At 49.7% G+C, this 19,056-nt stretch carries 15 protein-coding genes; 10 read left to right on the top strand and 5 right to left on the bottom strand.

Annotated elements, in window-relative coordinates; genetic code table 11:
- Positions 1 to 20 precede the first annotated feature (20 nt).
- The 6 genes from ACR9Y8_RS21250 to ACR9Y8_RS21225 are packed head-to-tail and all read left to right on the top strand — an operon-like array spanning position 21 to position 7,649.
- The gene (locus ACR9Y8_RS21250; RefSeq protein WP_481215263.1) at positions 21 to 1,370 is read left to right on the top strand and encodes a RagB/SusD family nutrient uptake outer membrane protein; all 1,350 of its coding nucleotides are present in this window, start codon (positions 21 to 23) and stop codon (positions 1,368 to 1,370) included.
- A 23-nt stretch (positions 1,371 to 1,393) separates the two neighbouring features.
- A complete protein-coding gene (locus tag ACR9Y8_RS21245) occupies positions 1,394 to 2,704 on the top strand; it encodes a DoxX family protein (RefSeq protein WP_481215262.1) in 1,311 nt (436 codons plus the stop codon).
- A gap of 23 nt (positions 2,705 to 2,727) precedes the next feature.
- Positions 2,728 to 4,383 (top strand): MFS transporter, encoded by a 1,656-nt coding sequence (locus ACR9Y8_RS21240; protein ID WP_481215261.1) that lies wholly within the window; start codon positions 2,728 to 2,730, stop codon positions 4,381 to 4,383.
- A gap of 6 nt (positions 4,384 to 4,389) precedes the next feature.
- Positions 4,390 to 4,953, top strand: coding sequence for a c-type cytochrome (locus tag ACR9Y8_RS21235; RefSeq protein WP_481215260.1), 564 nt, complete (start codon positions 4,390 to 4,392; stop codon positions 4,951 to 4,953).
- Between the two features lie 12 nt (positions 4,954 to 4,965).
- Entirely contained in the window at positions 4,966 to 6,189 is a 1,224-nt protein-coding gene (soxC, locus tag ACR9Y8_RS21230) for a sulfite dehydrogenase (protein WP_481215259.1), read from the top strand.
- Between the two features lie 32 nt (positions 6,190 to 6,221).
- Complete coding sequence (locus tag ACR9Y8_RS21225; RefSeq protein WP_481215258.1) at positions 6,222 to 7,649, top strand: phytoene desaturase family protein; 1,428 nt, start codon at positions 6,222 to 6,224, stop codon at positions 7,647 to 7,649.
- Positions 7,650 to 7,651: 2 nt separating this feature from the next.
- Here ACR9Y8_RS21225 and ACR9Y8_RS21220 read toward each other — a convergent pair whose 3' ends face one another.
- Both ACR9Y8_RS21220 and ACR9Y8_RS21215 read right to left on the bottom strand, forming a co-directional pair.
- Positions 7,652 to 9,826 (bottom strand): alpha-L-rhamnosidase-related protein, encoded by a 2,175-nt coding sequence (locus ACR9Y8_RS21220; protein ID WP_481215257.1) that lies wholly within the window; start codon positions 9,824 to 9,826, stop codon positions 7,652 to 7,654.
- Positions 9,827 to 10,014: 188 nt separating this feature from the next.
- Positions 10,015 to 10,911 (bottom strand): serine hydrolase, encoded by an 897-nt coding sequence (locus ACR9Y8_RS21215; protein WP_481215256.1) that lies wholly within the window; start codon positions 10,909 to 10,911, stop codon positions 10,015 to 10,017.
- A gap of 82 nt (positions 10,912 to 10,993) precedes the next feature.
- Here ACR9Y8_RS21215 and ACR9Y8_RS21210 point away from each other — a divergent pair, with 82 nt between their 5' ends.
- The 4 genes from ACR9Y8_RS21210 to ACR9Y8_RS21195 all read left to right on the top strand — a co-directional run bounded on the left by ACR9Y8_RS21210 (position 10,994) and on the right by ACR9Y8_RS21195 (position 15,360).
- Complete coding sequence (locus ACR9Y8_RS21210; RefSeq protein WP_481215255.1) at positions 10,994 to 11,311, top strand: hypothetical protein; 318 nt, start codon at positions 10,994 to 10,996, stop codon at positions 11,309 to 11,311.
- Positions 11,312 to 11,331: 20 nt separating this feature from the next.
- Positions 11,332 to 12,069, top strand: a complete 738-nt coding sequence (locus ACR9Y8_RS21205) for a hypothetical protein (protein ID WP_481215254.1) — start codon at positions 11,332 to 11,334, stop codon at positions 12,067 to 12,069.
- Positions 12,070 to 12,076: 7 nt separating this feature from the next.
- Positions 12,077 to 12,856, top strand: coding sequence for a DNA-formamidopyrimidine glycosylase family protein (locus tag ACR9Y8_RS21200; RefSeq protein WP_481215253.1), 780 nt, complete (start codon positions 12,077 to 12,079; stop codon positions 12,854 to 12,856).
- Between the two features lie 128 nt (positions 12,857 to 12,984).
- Positions 12,985 to 15,360: an ABC transporter permease gene (locus tag ACR9Y8_RS21195; protein ID WP_481215252.1), complete on the top strand. Its 2,376-nt coding sequence runs from the start codon at positions 12,985 to 12,987 to the stop codon at positions 15,358 to 15,360.
- Here ACR9Y8_RS21195 and ACR9Y8_RS21190 read toward each other — a convergent pair.
- The 3 genes from ACR9Y8_RS21190 to ACR9Y8_RS21180 form a co-directional block, all read right to left on the bottom strand.
- Complete coding sequence (locus tag ACR9Y8_RS21190) at positions 15,357 to 16,157, bottom strand: hypothetical protein (protein ID WP_481215251.1); 801 nt, start codon at positions 16,155 to 16,157, stop codon at positions 15,357 to 15,359. The two genes, ACR9Y8_RS21195 and ACR9Y8_RS21190, sit on opposite strands and share 4 nt — an antisense overlap.
- A gap of 37 nt (positions 16,158 to 16,194) precedes the next feature.
- Complete coding sequence (locus tag ACR9Y8_RS21185) at positions 16,195 to 17,523, bottom strand: hypothetical protein (protein WP_481215250.1); 1,329 nt, start codon at positions 17,521 to 17,523, stop codon at positions 16,195 to 16,197.
- A 140-nt stretch (positions 17,524 to 17,663) separates the two neighbouring features.
- The gene (locus ACR9Y8_RS21180; protein ID WP_481215249.1) at positions 17,664 to 19,052 is read right to left on the bottom strand and encodes a SusD/RagB family nutrient-binding outer membrane lipoprotein; all 1,389 of its coding nucleotides are present in this window, start codon (positions 19,050 to 19,052) and stop codon (positions 17,664 to 17,666) included.
- Positions 19,053 to 19,056 lie beyond the last annotated feature (4 nt).

Here is a 19,056-nt window from a genome sequence, read left to right as displayed (position 1 = left end):
CATCCACCTAAATAAATAACATGCGCACACGTAAATACATATTTATACTATTGGCAGGCGCCTCGCTGCTCTCCTGCAACAAATTTCTGGATGTGGCCCCGGAGGACGCCGTTTCTGACGAGAGCTCTCCCGTGATCATCGACAAGGCTTCTGCAGAAACAGCTGTAAGAGGCCTGTACCGCGCCGTATCAGCCGATGGCTATTATGGCACCACTTTCCAGTCTATCGGCTATCTCTCCGGCGATAACATTCAATGGACGGGTTCTCAATCCATCATCCAGCAGTTCATCAGCCATAATGTAAGAGCAGACAATGCCAACGTGGCCAGTGCCTGGTCTGCCATTTACGCAGCCATTAACCGGGCCAACCATATCATCACCAAAGTACCTAGTGTTACTGATCCGCTGCTGACCAGCGCATTAAAGAACCAGTTCACGGGCGAAGGTTATTTCGTGAGAGCGCTGGCCTATTTTGACCTCGCACGTACCTGGGGTGGTGTACAGATCACGCTTACGCCAACTGTTACTGCAGGAGATAAATACAATATCAGGCGCAGCACCCTGCCGCAAACCTATGCGCAGGTATTAAGCGATCTGGTAGCGGCCGACTCCCTGCTACCTGCTACTACCAACCGCTACAGGGCTACCCGCAAAACCGTTTGGGCGCTGCGTGCCAGGTATCACCTGTACCAGGAACAATGGGCAGACGCAGAGAACTATGCCACTAAAGTGATTGCCGATTCAGCTAACTATAAACTCGTGCAGCCTTACAGTGCATTCTTTGCCAACGGCGTGGTAGCAACAACAGAATCTGTATTCGAGCTTTCTTACAGCACTACCTATCCAAATACGCATCGCAACAGTTGGCAACCTCCTGCCAACAATGGTACCCGTCAGTGGGCGCCCAATGATGCCTTTATAGCACTGGTGAACAACCCTGCTATCGGCGGTAACCGCAGTGCACTCGTGGCCAAAACATCTGCCGGCTTATGGTACGGCAACCTGTATTACCGTCCCAACCCTGCCACAGACCCTTCCTATGTGATCCGCATAGCAGAAGAATACCTGATCAGGGCGGAAGCGCGCGCACAGCTGGGTAACCTTACAGGTGCGCTGAGTGATCTGAACGCCGTACGCAGCAGGGCAGGCCTTGCTCCCAGCGAAGCTACTACCCCAGCTGATATATTACTGGCGATAGAAAACGAAAGAAAGATAGAGTTTGCCTTTGAACCGCATCGCTGGTTTGACCTGGTAAGAACAAAACGCGCTGCCGCTGTGCTGGGCCTTACCAATCCTGACAGGTATGTGATGCCCATCCCTGCCGCAGAGGTATTGAACGATCTATCGCTTGAACAGAATCATGGATACTAAACCTCATTATAAAAACATGTATCATGACAAGGACCATCTACCCGCTCCGTTTGATCTTTATTTTCTTCCTCATTCAGGTAGTGCCGCTGGACTGGAAGTTTTATCGCGACCTGTTCTCCGTTAACGGGTTCCACTACAGCGGCATCTTTCAGCTGGCGCATTATCTGCCACGCCTGGGAGATGCTCCCCGTTTTACAGACTGGGGCATTTATCTTTTGATAGCGGCCATTGGCGCGCTACTGTGGACCTACCTGGAGAAGAAAAAAGACCATCAGATCAGCAACGACGCATTGTATTACTGGCTGCGCGTACTATTGCGGTACCGCCTGGCCATCGCATTGCTGGCCTATGGCCTGATCAAGTTCTTCCCGCTGCAATCGCCCTATCCTTCTATCAGTAACTTAAATACACCTTACGGTGACTTTAACGAATGGAAACTATTTTCCCTGAGCCTCGGCATCGTTCCCGGCTATGAAACCTTCCTGGGCCTGGTAGAGATACTGGCGGCCGTATTGCTGCTGAACCGCAAAACGGTCAGCATTGGCGCCTTCATCGTGCTATTGTTCACCGGTAATGTGTTCATGTCTAACCTGGCCTATGGAGGCGGTGAAGCGGTATATAGTTTCTTCCTGGTATTGATCGCACTGGCGCTGTTTGCACATGATGTGCCGAGGCTTGTGAATTTGCTGGCCTTTGGCCGTCCCACTGCGCCTGATGCCTACAAGCCTGTATTCACACAGCCCTGGCTGAAAACCGGCAGGCTGGCGCTCAAAACCTTTGTATGGATCTTCTTTGCAGGATTCTATGGTGCACAGGTATATGCCGCAGCTCATCATGATCCTTACCAGTACCCCCGCACACCGGGGTTAGCAAAGGCCAGTGGCATCTACAACGTGCGGGAGTTCCGGATCAACAGGCAGGTATTACCTTACAGTGATACAGACAGTATCCGCTGGCAGGATGTGGTCTTTGAAAAATGGTCTACCATCAGTATACGCTCCAACCGCCCGGTAGTGCTGGACTCCACCAATACCGATCATATTTACACAGCAGACCATGACAGGACCTTTGAACTGGAAGGTGTTGCTGCCCGGCATTACTACAGCTACCAGGCAGATACTGCACGCCACTTACTGACCCTGCAGAACCGTAATAAGCATCATCGCGAAGAACAGTGGGTGCTGCGCTATGAAAGGCCCAATGATTCTACTATCGTACTGTCTGGCGCCAATCAGCGTAATGATTCCATATATGCAGTGCTGGACAGGATCAATAAAAAATACCTGCTGGAAGAAGTAGCGAACAAAGGCCGGAGCAGGTCCATAAAATTATAATGCCACCATCAAAAAATATTGTTATGTCTACCATCACCTCCACCGCACAGGCTATCCCCGAAGTGCACACTACGCGGGAAGAACGCCAGGCAGTTACAACAGGGGCATCGCCTGTGTGGAAAGCATATCAAAAGATCGCTTTCCGTATTGCCTTTATCTTCTTCGTGGCGATCTCCATTCCCAACAATGCGGAGTGGTACCAGCATGTTTTCAGCATCGACTGGACACGCCTGCATTATCGTGATCTTTATGACATTGCCCGCTTTGGTTCGGGTATCAACTTCTTTGGCAACACGCTATTTGGCAGCCCGCTATACGGGTATGCCAACTGGGTCATTACCCTGCTCGCAGCCATAGCAGGCGGCCTGTTGTGGACCTTTATTGACAGCCGTCGCCCACAACCTGCACAGCAATATAATAGCCTGTATTACTGGTTAAGGGTGATTGTGCGTTACCGCGCAGGTATTGGTATCATCGGCTTCGGCTTCACCAAACTGCTGCCCGTGCAGATGCCTTTCCCTTCACTGGGATTGCTGAACACCAATTTCGGCGACTTCTCTGCCCAGAAGATCTACTGGCTGATCATCGGTATTGTGCCCTGGTACCAGGTATTTGCAGGTATTGTAGAAGTAGCCGCGGGCACATTGCTGTTCTTCCGCAAGACCACTACATTGGGTGCAGCGCTGCTGGTAGGCGCATTGGGCGATATTGTGTACGTAAACTTTGCCTATGATGGCGGTGTGCATGTATACAGCTCTTATTTTGTATTGCTGGGCGCTTTCCTCCTGGTACAGGACATTCCCAAGCTATACAGCCTGCTGATCCGGCAGCGCCTGACAGTGCCTGTTTATTATTTCCCGGTATTTAAAAAATGGCTGCAATACACACGCATTGCATTGAAGTCAGGAGTGATCATTTTATTCCTTGGTGTGCTGTATTACCTGCAGCTGGTCAACTATTGGTATGATCCCTACAAACAACCTTCTACCGCGGGCGTTCGCACACTGAGAGGCAATTATCGCGTAACGGAATTCCGCATCAATAACCAGGTATTACCTTATAACCCGCTGGACAGTGTACGTTGGCAACAGGTCACTTTTGAAAAATGGACTTCGCTCACCTACCGCGTGAACCGCGCCACCTTCATTGACCTGAGCAATGGTGGTGGTGACCCCATGCGCGATATTAACCGCACTTTTGAGCTCACCGGTACAGGCGGCGGACAACGCGTATTCCATTATTATGCAGACACCATTGATCACGTGCTTTACCTGCAGGATAAATACAAACCAGTTCCTGACCGCCGTAACCGGGTAGCCGGTGTTGGCGGCGATCAGAACTACCGCCTGAACAACGGCCTGGCAGCGGATAAAAAAACAGCCGCGAATAAAGCGGGCACAGAAGAACCGTTTATTCCTGCCAGCGCCTGGGCGCATATCGGTGATGAAAATCATATGATAGATCAGCGTGTGTGGACTGCCCGCCGCGACCGCGAGTTTGCTACTCAACCCAAAAATGAAAAGCGGAAAAAGATGATCCTGCACTATGAAACAACAGATGGCTCACATGTGGTGTTGAACGGCATCGATGAAAATAAAGATTCCATTCATATTGTATTGGATCGTATAGACCGTCCTTACCGGGTCACCCCCAGCACACTGGATGCGGGAAAATATTAGACTGTAATGAGATTAACAACTTTGACATTTGCGTGTATTATAATTATCGCCTGCAATCAAAGCACAAGAGACACTTCCGCCTGGCCGGCTAGCTTCCATATCGGGCGGCCGGCCACTTCTGCTGAGATAAGCGCCTGGGATATTGATGTACGGCCGGATGGTAAAGGTCTCCCTACAGGCGCGGGCAACGCGCGTAGCGGTAAACCTGTTTACATGGCTAAATGCGCTGCCTGTCATGGCACCGGCGCAGAGCCCATGGACGCCAAACTGCCTGGCCCGGCGCTCATGAATGACAGCGCAGGAACAGATTACCGCAAGCTGAAGACCATCGGTAATTACTGGCCCTATGCCACTACCATCTTCGACTATGTACGGAGAACCATGCCCTATAATGCACCCGGCACGTTAACAGCGGATGAAGTATACGGCTTGACTGCTTACCTGCTATTCGCTAACAGGATCATTGACGAAGAAACAGTCATGAACGCACGCAGTTTGCCTGAAGTAGTGATGCCTGCAAAACGGCTATTCATTCCAGACGATCGTACCAGCGGACCGCAGATACGTTAAACAGCTACCAGCATGAACAAAAAGAAGATCAGCCGGCGCACATTGCTGGGAGGGGCCGCCACCGCAGCAGTGGTACTGTTCAAATCCTCTTACGGGAAGATGATCCAGGCCGCCATTCCCGAATCAGCGCTGCTTACAGCCGATCCAACAAAGATCCTGGGGCCTCCTCCAGGCGAGGTAGGTACCCGCTCTCCATTTGAACATCCGGTTAAGAAAGCATCAGACATTTCATCCCGTACACCACTGCAGGACCTCTACGGGACCATTACCCCATCTGACCTGCACTATGAAAGGCATCATGGCGGTGTACCGGCTATTGACCCGCATAAATACGAGCTGCTGATCCACGGCATGGTAGACAAGCCGATGGTATTCACACTGGCTGACCTGAAACGCTTCCCTGCTGTGTCAAGGATCTGCTTCCTGGAATGCTCCGGCAATTTCAGGGGCAGCAAGGAAACGCTTACACCGCAGGAAATCTGTGGGCTCACCAGCCAGAGCGAATGGACAGGTGTGATGCTCTCCACCCTTTTCCGCGAAGTGGGCGTACAGCGCAAAGCCAGCTGGTTCCTGGCAGAAGGTGGTGATGCCGCCGTGATGACACGCAGCATTCCTGTAAAAAAAGGCCTGGACGATGCCATGATCGTCTACGCACAGAACGGTGAAGCCATCCGTCCCGAGCAAGGATATCCTGCGCGGCTGTTCCTGCCCGGCTGGGAAGGCAATACCAGCATAAAGTGGCTGCGCCGCATCGAGCTCTCAGATCAGCCCTACATGACCCGGGAGGAGACCTCCAAATACACCTATCCTGTAAAGGACAGGATCCGGCAATTCAGCTTTGAAATGGATGCCCGCTCCATTATCACCTACCCTGCCTTTCCGCAGCGGGTGGAAAAAGGCTGGATAGAGATCAGGGGCATTGCCTGGAGCGGCTGGGGCAAAATTGCAAAAGTGGAGATCAGTACAGACAACGGTAAAAACTGGCATCCCGCCCGTTTACAGGAACCTGTGCTGGACAAGGCCCATACCGCCTTCCGTTATCTCTGGCAATGGAATGGCGACACTACCGCGATCATGAGCCGCGTCACTGATGAAAGCGGCTATACACAGCCTACCCTGCAACAGCTGATCGCTGCCAGAGGCGCAGATATGGGCGGCTATCACCTGAACCCCGTTACCGCCTGGGTGATACTGCGCGACGGGAAGGTGTTGTTCCGCCCCGAAAAATGGAAGTAATACAACAGAACGGCAAAAAATATTTACCTTGAATGATGCAACAAGACTTTGATGCAGTAGTGATCGGCTCGGGGCCCAATGGGCTGTCGGCAGCCATTACGCTGCAACAGGCCGGACTATCAGTATTGCTGATAGAGGGGAAAGATACCATCGGCGGCGGGCTGCGCACAGCAGAGCTGACACTGCCTGGCTTTCTGCATGACGTATGTTCTGCCGTCCACCCCATGGCAGCCATCTCTCCTTTCCTTAGTTCATTACCTTTAGCGCAGCACGGGCTGGAGCTGATCTATCCCGAAGTAGCGGCAGCACATCCGCTGGACGACGGCAGTGCCGCTGTGTTAAAGAAGTCGCTTGAAGAAACAGCCCTTTCATTAGGCAGCGATGCCAATACTTACCTCCGGCTGATGCGGCCTGTAGTAGCGGGCTTCTCATCCTTAATACCTGATATACTGGGGCCACTGCGTTTCCCGAAACATCCGCTGATCATGGCCCGTTTTGGACTGGATGCGCTGACCTCTGCCATGCACCTGGCTAAACGCTTTCACACGCCACAGGCCAGGGCCTTATGGGCAGGTATGGCGGCACATGCTATACAGCCCCTGAGCAATCTCACCTCTTCTGCTATTGGCCTGGTACTACTGGCGTCTGCTCATGCGCAGGGCTGGCCCGTTCCCAAAGGCGGTTCTGTTGCTATCGCCAATGCACTGGCAGCTTACTTTGTATCTATCGGCGGAAAGATTGAAACAGGCACGTATATACGTACATTAAGCCAGCTGCCTGCTGCCCGCGCATTGATCTTTGATGTAACGCCGCGTCAGCTCCTGGAGATCGCCGGCGATCGCTTCTCTTCGTTCTATAAGTGGCAGCTACAACGTTACCGGTATGGCATGGGTGTTTTCAAAATAGACTGGGCGCTGGATGGGCCTATTCCCTTTACTGCGCCTGCCTGCAGACAAGCAGGTACGGTTCACCTGGGCAATACGCTGGAAGAGATCGCAGCAGACGAGCTGGCCTCCTATAGGGGCCTTCACCCGAAAAAACCTTTCGTACTGCTGGCACAGCAAAGCCTGTTTGATCATTCCCGCGCGCCGGAAGGTAAGCATACCGCCTGGGCTTACTGCCATGTGCCGCACGGATCGAAGGCAGATATGACAGCGATCATCGAACAGCAGGTAGAGGGGGTAGCGCCTGGCTTCAAAAAGCTGATACTCGCGAAACATACGATGAATACGGCGCAGATAGAGGCCTATAACCCGAATTATATCGGTGGCGATATTAACGGCGGGATCATCGACATCGGGCAATTGTATACCCGGCCTGCATTACGCTGGTCGCCTTACAAAACGTCTGCAAAGGGTATTTACATCTGTTCGTCTTCTACCCCGCCGGGTGGCGGTGTACACGGCATGTGTGGCTATCATGCCGCCAAAAAAGCGTTAAAGGATGTATTTGGAGGATAAGCTTATCCTTTGCTATTATACTTTATTTCGTAAGTCTTTCCTTTTTCGATCTGCAGTTCATACCTGCCATTTCCTTTGTCGCTGATGGCGCCTGCTGCGCATACAGGCTTTGTCGTGCTGCTGAAGCGCAGGGTACCGGTGCCAGCGGCGCCGGTGATCCTGATCTGCTTTGTGCTGCAGTACAGCTGTATATCCCCGGTGGGAGTGGGCACGCTGCCTTCCATCCACTGTAATCCGCCTAAAACGGGTTCTACTAAGTAGGTCTGGTAAGCTGCTGAAGTAGGCTTTACACCCAGGTAATATTTACCCAGCAGGTAAATGGGACTGGCGCCCCAGGCATGACATAAACTACGGCCATAGGGACGGCCATACATGGCCAGGTGTTGCGTGCCTTTTTCTTTGGGATTATACACTTCCCAGAAAGAGGTGGCGCCCAGGCGCAGCATATCTCCCCAGTAGCTTTTCATTTCCTTCAGCACATAGGCCTGCTCTCCCATCGCGCATAAAGCTTCCAGCTCGTAGAAGCGCATATAAGGCGTGGTGATCTGCTGTACCTGGTCATTCAGCAATACATGCTGTTTTACGCCCTGCTTTTGCTGCTGGTTCAGGTAATCAAAAAAGATGGCGAACATGTTCGCATAGCGGGTTACATTATCGGTAGGCTGGCCGTTCACGCGGCTGTGCACCAATGCCTGGTTTTGTTCATTCCAGTAAATGCTGAATAGTTTGGAGCGAAGATCTCCTGCCAGCTGCTTATACTGCGCGGCGCCTTTGTTATCTTTTACCAGGTCTGCACAGAGCGCCATGGTCTCCAGGCTGCGGCAGAACAAGAGCTGCTCAAAGCTCAGCTCTCCCTTTTTGCTGAGTCCTTCTGCCCAGTCGATGAATACCCAATCGCCGGGCAATCCTTCCAGCAGGCCGTTGCTGTTACGGCGTTGCAGGCAGTAATCGATCAGGCTTTGCATGCGGGGATAATACTGTCGGATGAAATTTTCATCTCCTGTGTAGAGATAATAATCATAGATACCCATAAACCAGTAAAGGGTATAATCCATGATCGTGTTGATATGGCTGCTCACCGGGTCTTTCCCTCTCAGCGCCATCAGTGTTCTTGATACGGAAGGCGAATCAAAGAACAGGTAATAGTTCATGAGAAAGCTCTGGTAAGCATCGCCGGACCAGATCCATCTATCGCGTTTGATACCGTCAATAAAAAACTCCCTTGTATTCAGGTGAAGGGTGTATGCAGCAACATCCCAGATCTTGTTAAGCTCTTCATCTGAACAGCGGAACTTACCGCGGTTGGCCACGGGCAGGAATTCATACAACATAGACACAGAGTCTATGCTCACACCTGGATTATATTGTATGTGCACATAGCGGAATGCCCTGGAATTTGGTAATACAGAATCAGTAGCGGGTATATTGTTCACCGTCAGCCTGTCGAGTGTTTCGCAGTAAGCGGTATCCTTAGCTTCTTCGGGAGATTCGCCGTAGTAGATGTTTACAGGACCATTGCCTTTGAGGCCATGCAGCTTAACAAAGCCGAAGGTTTCCTTGCCAAAATCAATGGTCAGCGTTCCTGCGCCGCGCGTGATCTTTGCAGGGCCATGCGGTTCTACCGCCAGTTTAAAAGCAGACGGCGGAGCCTGAGGATCATTAAAATTCCAGGAGCCCGCAAACAGCCAGGGAGTGCCTGTCTGAGCGGCCACATTACCCGTTTCATCTATCCATTCTTTATCCTCATAGGTCACTTTCCAGGAGGAATCTGAGACAAGCGTGCGGCCCTGTACATACACGGCAGGCACTTTATCAAGACTATATACTTTTATATCTATGCGGTGTTTGCCTGCGGGGATATTAAGCCTCGCAGGGCGGCCCGGCAGCATTTTACTATCCAGCTTCACGTTATATTCACCTTCAGCGTAGATCTTCACTTCTTCTCCAGCGGGCAGCTCAAATGACTTGTGGAAGTTCATCAGCACATAGTGATTGTCCAGGCGCCAGAAGGGAGGATAAAAGGCGCCGCGCTCTGTCCGCCTGTTCTGCATTTTATTGCCCAGCCAGATCTCATAATCTCCGGGATACCATATCCAGGTGGCTTTTGACTGGCCACGCAAAGTGTCTGCAAAGAAAATACCGGCTAATAAGCAGATGGCTATCAAGGATTTTTTCATAACTGGAATATCTCAGGAAAGCAATATACAATACAAAAAAGTAGGCTGGTATAGCACAGTATAGGACAGTTTACTGAAGTCGCATCATTGCGCACAGTATAGGACAGTCTACTTAAGTCGCGTCATTGCGAGGAGCTGTAGAGGGCTGTGGGCAGGGCGACGAAGCAATCTTTTCAGCGTCTTCAAAATTATCCTTTCTTCTCCATGTAATCATAAACCATCTCCGACACTTCCGCCATTGCCTTCACCGCCGCCGGTACATCCTTTAACTCCTTAGACAACAGCACCAGCACATACTTCCTCCCATCCGGTAAAAAAACAATCCCCGCATCATGTCTTACCCCGCTGATCTCTCCTGTTTTATGCGCCACCTTCACCTCCTTAGGCAAGCGGCCCGGGATCACATCATTGAACTGCTGATCCAGCAAAATTCTGATCATCTCCTTTGAAGCTGCGGAATCCACCGCTTTGCCTTGTGCTATCTTTTCAAAGATCAGCATCAGGTCATAAGCTGTCGTCGTATTATTCAGTCCTTTCTCAAAGGCCTTGTTGTCTTCCACGCCGCGCAACACCTGTATATCCCGGGCACCCAAATCGCGCATGGTTTGTGTAACGTTACGGGCGTTCACCAGTTCTATTACCATGTTGGTAGCCAAATTGCTGCTCCGGATGATCATATTGTACACCAGGTATGACAAAGGCTGTTTGGACCCTGTCTGCTGATACAAGCTTTGCTCACTATCGTCGTTGGGATCCAGCGTGAACTCACTGCTATCCACGATGCTGCGGAAGCTATTCCTGATGAGAATCGAATCTGACAGGGCAAATCTTCCCGCAGCTGCCTGCTTATATACTTCGATCATCACCGGCACTTTCATCGTACTGGCGGCATGAAAACCGGTTCTTTCGTTGATCAGTATTTCCTCTCCTGTGGCAAGATCCCTGAATGCCACCGCAAAAACGCCCGGATGCTTTGCAAGCGTATCCTGGATACGGCGCTTTAATTCATCGGGGAAACGGCGTGAGCTACAGGACGCAAATTGTGTAACGGCTAAGAAGGCAAGCAGCCCTAAACGGTAGATCATAATGATCTAAAATACAGCAAAATAGGAATAGTTGTACCCACCCCGGCACAACCTTTGAGGCACAATACCTAAAAGAAACTGTATGCAATTGAATCCGGGAGAATTATACCAGGTGAACAGTATCGCTATTGATGAGCTGGAACGTAAGTACGGCCCCTTCAATTTTGTGGTACGGGTAGAAGAAGTAGACCATGAACAGGACAGCGTCCGTTTTACCGTATTCAGCTCCGATAACTGGAATGCTACACCTGATATCCGCAAAATGGTGGAGATGCACAACGGGGGCAGCACCATTGACGAAACCACCGGTACGCCCATGTCCGTTGATCCTATCTTCCATACCGAAAGCAGGTTCCTTTACTGCTTTGATAAGGGAACTGTGGAAGCATATACCCAATAAAAACGGTTAAAACTATTCATATGGCAACAGCTAGCAAGACGAAGGTCACCACAAAGAAAAGTGCAAAGAAAGCAACGGCCACAGAAAAAGTGCCTGCGAAGAAAAAGAAAAAGGAGGCCATGAAAGACCTGTCCGTTACCTACAACCAGTTCAAGGAGTTTGAAGGACAACGGTACACCGGCATGAAAGTAGGTAAAAGCCATAAATGGTATTACGATAAAGGAGAATGGCACGAAACGAAGATAACACCCGATCTATGGGAGCTTTCTTATGCCGTTACCAAACGCAGGGCCGGCAAGGCGCCGGAGGGATCAGGCGTTCCCGTAGGCACTGCTTATCACTGGTACATACTGGCGCATCAGAATGTGCGCAAGCTCAATGCGGACGATTACACCACCTCTATGACCGGCCTCAAGCTTAAGCTGGCACACAAACGGGCCGATACCGATAAGTGGAGCGTAAGCGCCAAAACGCAGCGTAAGCACCTGGTAGCCTTTCTCCAGGAGCTGATCACTCAGCTGGAAAAAGAGCCCATTCCCGTTGAATTCGAATATAATGGGAAGGAGTATAAAGGCGAAGCTATTCCCATTACACAAACCTGTTTAGATGGCGTTTGCACGAAGCTGGATGTCATCCTCAATGATGAACAGGTAGGCATCATCCGCTACCTGAAAAGCGGATGGAAAATAGACACAAATACGGACAAGAAATTTGTGAAGGCCATTGGCCAGGAAATCCTAAATTGGTATAACAAATAACAACGTCATGCCTGAACTGCCCGATCTGCAGGTATTTAGCCGTAACCTGAGCAAATTGCTCAAAGGCAAAACAGTAAAAGCAGTAAGCGTGCCCACCAGCAAAAAGCTGAATGTCCCTGTTAAAACATTGCAGAAAAGCCTGGAAGAACAGGAGCTGAAGAAAGTAGAGCGCGTAGGCAAAGAGCTGCATTTCGAATTCGGCAATGGCCAGGTGCTGGGCCTGCACCTGATGCTCCGGGGACAACTGCATCTTTTCGAAAAAAAGAACAACAACAAAAACACCATCATTTCCCTGCTGTTTGACGATGATACCGGGCTGGCGATGACAGACGGTTTTAAGGCCGCCACTCCTACGCTCAACCCCGAAGAACGGGATACGGTAGATGCTTTGTCGCCCGATATGAATGCCGCCTTCCTGGAAGAGCAGCTTTCCGCCACCAAATCCGCTGTGAAGAGTGTACTGCTGGACCAACAGATCATCAGGGGCATTGGCAATGCTTATGCGGATGAGATCCTGTGGGAAGCCGGCATCTCTCCTTTTTCTGCTGCCAATAAAATACCGAAGGCTAAGGTGAAAGCCCTCGCAAAAGCCATTAAAGAAGTATTACAAAAGGCAGAGAAGCAAATATTGAAAGAACATCCTGATATAATCAGCGGGGAAGTCAGGGATTTTATGGCGATCCATAACCCAAAGAAAACAGAAAGCCCTACGGGCGGTAAAATATTGCATAAGGCAGTAGGTGGAAGGAAGACGTATTATACCGAAGAACAGGAACTGTTTGAATAATACGAAAACGGACATGCCCGTCCGGAAGTGAACATTTACCCCCTGCCTTCCATCTCCTAAACAACTGAAAATAAACAACATACCTCTCTGGCATAAAGACTGTGCGTTTGTTATCTTTCCAATAGCATATGCAACACCATGATTTAAAGATCGCCTGGCGTAACCTGTGGAAAGACCGGTTCTATTCCATCATCAACATCTCAGGACTAGCCCTGGCTGCTGCCGCTTTTTTGCTGATCATTAACTATGCAAAGTTTGAGTATAGTTATGAGCACTTCTACAATAAAGCGGATCATATCTACAGGGTCACCCTGGATTTGTATAAAGACGGAGCGTATGTTGTAACAGATTGTGAAACACACCCTCCACTGGGGCCTGCATTGAAAAAACAAATGCCCGAAGTAAAGGATTTTGTGCGGATGCAAAGCCTGGACTTATGTGAGGTCACCAACCCACCCCGGAGCGCCATCCGTACGGACCGGGTATATGCTGCGGATCCCTCCGTTTTTTCCATCTTCAATTATGAATTTATCCGGGGCGATCCTGCTAAGGCATTAAAAGGCGCCATGGAAGCCATACTAACGGAAAGCACCGCCAGGAAACTTTTTGGGAATGCAGACCCGATAGGCAAACCACTCGCGATCAAAGGAAAGACCGTCACCGTAACCGGTATTATCAAAGACCTGCCTCCTAACACGCACCTGAAGATTGACATGCTGGTGCCATTTTCTTATTTGCAGGCCATTGGCTATAATCTCGATTCCTGGCAGGGCAATAATAATTACACCTACCTGGAAATGGCGCCAAATACTGATCTCACAGCCTTTAACCGCAAACTGAAGATCTTCACCCAAAGCAGGTTAAAGGATAAGGTGTATACCGCAGAGCCGATCAAACAGATACACCTGCATTCCAAAAAAACATTTGAACCGGAGGTGAACGGAGATGCCAGGACCGTACAATTCGTACTCATTGTCGCTTTCCTGATCCTGCTCATAGGCACCGTCAATTATGTGAACCTTACCACCGCCAGGTCTGCCGAACGCTTAAAGGAAGCCAGTATTAAAAAGATCCTCGGCGCTTCCAGGTATACGTTGATACGGCAGTTCTTTACAGAATCCATCATCATTAATGCGCTTGCATGCATGCTGGCCTTGCTGATCATACAACTGGTCCTGCCTTTTTATACCCGGCTGACAGGCCTGCCTACCAATATCCATATTTTCAGCAGCTTTTATTTCTGGAACAGCTGTGCACTGCTGTTTATGCTGAACTGCTTGTTATCGGGGCTGTATCCCTCATTCGCGCTGTCATCCGCAAAAGCGGTCAGCGCCCTTAACCGCAGTTTCACCAACGCACTAAAGGGAGGCGCATTGAGAAAAACGCTTGTAATAGGGCAGTTTACCATTGCCTGTATCGTACTGGTTAGCTCCATTATTGTACAAAAACAACTGTACTTCCTGCGCAATCAAGACCTGGGCATGAACCTGGATGGTATACTGGCCATAAGAGGCGCTGATCTTGAGAGCGATAGCACCGGCACCCTGCTGTTTAAAAATGAGCTGCTACAGCTGCCAGGTGTCAAAAAAGTTTCACTGGCCGGTGCGATCCCGGGATTACCACTAAGCAGTTTATCCACCACCAGCGGTGTAAACATAGCAGGGCAACAGCAAACGTCCAGCTATAACTACTATGTCTACCCCATTGATGCGGACTTTATTGCCACCATGAACATAAAAATGGCAGCCGGTAATAATTTTATAGCAGGCACGCCTAATAAAAGCAAAGTGATCATCAACGAAGAGGCAAGCCGGAAATTAGGATTCAACTCCCCGGAAGAAGCGATAGGCCGTAAGATCTTGTTTTACGGCGAACAGTACGAAGTAACAGGTGTTGTAAAGGATTATCATCAGCGCTCGTTGAAGGAATCCCTGCTACCGGTCATCCATTATTTTTACGAAGGCAATACCAACCTTTTTGTAATAAAAGCAGACACCCGCCGGGTCAGTAATATCATTACTGCCGCCGAAAAGAAATGGAAGAGCTATTTCAATGCCCACCCCTTCGAATACTCGTTCGCCGATGATCAGTTCAACCAGCAGTATCAGTCAGACAGCCGCTTTGGTGAAATTGTAAATATCTTTTCCCTTTTTACCATTTTCATCACCTGCCTCGGTTTGCTCGGCCTTACTTCTTACAGCGTGACCAGGCGCACCAAAGAAATCGGCATCCGCAAAGTGCTGGGCGCGAGTGCTGCAGGCATTATTCACCTGCTTACAAAAGACTTCATCCGTTTAGTAATAGCAGCCATCATCATAGCTACTCCGCTTGCCTGGCTGGCTATGCAGCAATGGCTGCAGGGCTTTGCCTATCGCATTGATATTCCCTGGTGGGCTTTTATAGCAACAGGATCCGTGATGGCGATAGTGGCGGTGTTAACGGTAGGATTGCAATCACTGAGAACCGCCCTGGCCAACCCGGTAAAAAGTTTGGGAAGAGACTAATATTCAAATTGCCGGGTAGCGATATAGCCGTCTGCTGCAATCACGACAAGCTTCGTGAGCTGCTTTTTGTCGTTGTAAGTATAAGTATAAGTACTGCTTGCGGGTTCAAACCCGGGGTCAAGCCTGGTTTTTCCCGTGATCAGGTTCTTGTTGAAGAACATTTCTATATCCGCCATATCATCCGCTCCGAGATAGCCTATCCAATTAAATAAGCATATCGGCTGAAAAACATTTGGCTCATTATTATAGGTAAACTTAAGCTCCCTCACAAACGTATTGGCCTCCGCAAGGTATTCTTTCGTACCGGTGATATTGCCATTCGTTACCTCATAAGTTGTGTATGAAGACAATTTAAATTCACTTCCTGCCGAAGCATAGTAATAGCTCTTTTTTGACACCACACCATTGGTATATTCAAAAGTGTACCTGCTGTTAAAGTTACCGGCCGGCGGCACGAATTCAGCCTGCAGCAGCTGGTTATTAGTATTAAAGGTGTAAATTCTGGTTCCCCGGTAACCTGGCCCTTTGCTAACAATAGTCATAACAAGACCGGTAGTATTAAAGCTGGCTTCGAAGGTATCGCGGTCAGAAACGTTGATAACACTTTTAATACGCTTGTTTGCATCATAGTTGAAAACAAAAACCGTATCATTCCCCGGTACAAGGCCCTGCGTCATTTTGGTCATCAACCCTGTTGGCCCATTTTCTTCGGGTTGAGTAGTATCCTTGTCTTTATTACAGGAGAAGATTGTCAGAGATACCAGTAACAAAACAGGAATAGCAAACTTCACTTTCATAGGTGCGCTCGTTTAACCAAAAATACGGCACTTCTATTTAATTCAGAAACACCTGGTACTGCACCAAAAAGCTCCCCTTCCTGTCAACCGCCTCCGCCAGCAGATTACCCGGTACTACCTGGTAAATAGGCCTGCTCTGATAAGCAAAGGTCAGTTTAGAAGTATGTCCTTTCAGCAGCCAGTTAATACCTGTATCCCAGAAAGCCATATTATCCGCCAGCCGGTCATAATGCGCATATTGCAGGCTGGCATAAGGCATCAGCGTAGTTTTGCCGATCAGCTCATTCCTGAATTTATAACCCACTTGTCCGTACAGCAGGTTGCCTGTTCCGAAAGAAGGATAACCGTTCCCGCTGCCATTCAGTATATCAGTGCGGGTAGTACCGTTGCCTGGGTTCATAGTTGCCTGGTTACGGATAAAGCCATTGCCGTAGTTGAAATTGATGTAAGCGGCATAGGCGCTGATAGCGGAGCCTGTTGCTGTGTTCAGCGGCGCATCGTAATATGCGTCTACCGCGAAATGCTGCATGGCCTGTTCAAGGGTATCATTGTTATGCCCGGTACGCCACATAGCATCTGGTTGGTATTGGAAGCCTGCGCCGATGTTGAACACCTTTTTAGTGCCCAGGTAAGTACCTGTCATATAGGGAGTAGTATTCGCTTCTTCATCCAGGAACTGCCACTGAAAATATCCCTGCCACTGCATTTTAGCAGGCTTGGGAGAGAAAGTCGCATTGCTGCCGATAACGGGCGTATAACCGGCGGATTTAGTAATAGACATAGGGCTGCTCATCACCAGGCGATAATCCAGCTTGCCGAATTTACCTTTTGCATACAGGCTCAGTTTCCGGAGGAACTGGTCGGTAGCGTCGTTAGTGGTTTGCTCAAAGAGCGGCGCGTCAATGCCCATAATAGAGCCTACAGAAGGCGCTGCAAAGCGCACCAGGCCGTTCCAGGCAGTGAGGCCTGCGCCGAGCGACAAATGTTTTCTTGCCACCTCGTATTCCCCGGTAATGTCATGTATAAAGAAACCCGCTTTTCTGTCTGCAGAATAATTGAAGTTATTCATCCCCACCTGGGCGTAAATGAACACCCGGTCAGCGATCTGGCCAAAGGCCTGCATCCTGGCACGACGGATACCAATGTCGGTAAAATTATCCTTTGCAAATCCGTTAATGGTGGTACCGGGGTTCATATCCGTATTCCTGATCCACACCTGCGATGTCAGGGTAAGCTTGAAATAGTTACTGCCGTCTTCGTTCAGCCATAATTTACCGTCTTTGAAGGTCTGGGCCTGAACGCTCATAGCCGTTAGCGATACCAGTAAGGCTGCAGTACTTTTCTTTAGAAACTTGATCATTTCCATTGGGCGAATATAGTTTTAGGTTTACCGCTGATTGCTTTAACGGCCGTAAAAATAGTAAAAACTGCCGCTTTAAAAACAGGAAGGGGCCGCCCTTATACAGGACAACCCCTCCTTTATTACTATTGTAAAGTGTATGTATGTTATTGATCCCACCACATCTTGTCAGTAAGCTTTGCGCTCTGCTGCGGACGGGGATTAGCGATGATCTCATTCTGCGGATACAGTAAGCGCCGCGGAATGTCAGACAAGGCGTTCGGTACTTTCGTCATGGCAGGATAGCCGGTTCTTCTCCAGTCTACCCAATTCTCTATGTTCAGGAAGTTGGCTACTTTCTTCTCCGTCATGATCAGCCGTATAGCGTCTCCGGAACTCAGTGTTCCTCTTGCTGCGATATACGTATTTATTGCCGCGTTGCTCACGCCCAGTTTCTCCATATGGGCGCGAATGGCCTGCTGGTAAATGGGCTGTGCTGCGGCTGCGCCGGATTTGATAGCAGTGGCCTCTGCTTTCAGGAACAATGCTTCCAGGTAGGTCACGATGTAATTATTAGCGGCCTGGCCCTGATAAAAAGCGGTAGGGATGGAGTAAGACGCCAGGCTGCCAATATCTACCTGGCCAATCTGGCGGCCGGTATACAAACCCGTTTCTTCGGCGGGCCGTACCATTTTAGACAAGCGCGGATCGTTATGTGCCTTCAGCGAATCTACAAAGCCGGATGCCAGTATAAACGTGGAGCTCGGCAGGAAAGTACCGTACCACACGTTCTCCTGTCCCGCAATACCGGCGTAGGGAAATTTCAGGTCATCCTCATCGGAGGCCATACCCTTTTCCAGTGCCGCCAGGGCCAGATCTGCCTGCGTGCTGGCATTATAGCCGGGCGCTTTGGTAAGGTGCATGTAATAACGGGCTTTCAGCGTATAAGCCAGCTTCTCCCATTTGCTCATATCACCCTCGTAAAAATAATCATCTCCGGCAGGCGCTTTTGCACCTTGCTCAGCGATATTTGCAATAGCGCTATCCAGCAGCAGCTGTATGCCTTTATAGATGTCTTCCTGTTTATCATATTCGGGGGTATACTGTTGCTCGCCAGCCAATGCCTGGGAGAAGGGAATGTCGCCCCACATATCTGTACCGGTGCCCCAGGTATAAGCGGCCAGGATCTTTGCAATAGCACGGTAATTTGGATTGTTGTTGGCTTTTGCTATAGCATCCAGCTTTACCATATTATTCAGGCAGGTGGCGTACAGCACGTTCCAGTCCACATCAATATCGGTGTGCAGCTGGAAATATGTGCCTGCATTGGGCACGGGTTGGTTCAACGCAACAGTTTGCAGGTACTCCTGTATAATGATAGCGGCATTACCTCCATACAAGCCATGCGAGACCGCTACTTCGATCGGCGGCAATAAGGCAGATTCCTGTACTGATGTCGGCCTGTTGGGATCTTTGTTCACATCTATGAACTTCTTACAACTACTGGCTGCAAACACACATCCTGCAACAGCTATGATCAATGATATCTTTTTCATCCGT

This window comes from Chitinophaga sp. SVR4-12A (genome assembly GCF_056754765.1).
Note: the sequence above shows the minus strand (reverse complement) of the source record. Positions and strands in the feature narration are given on the sequence as shown.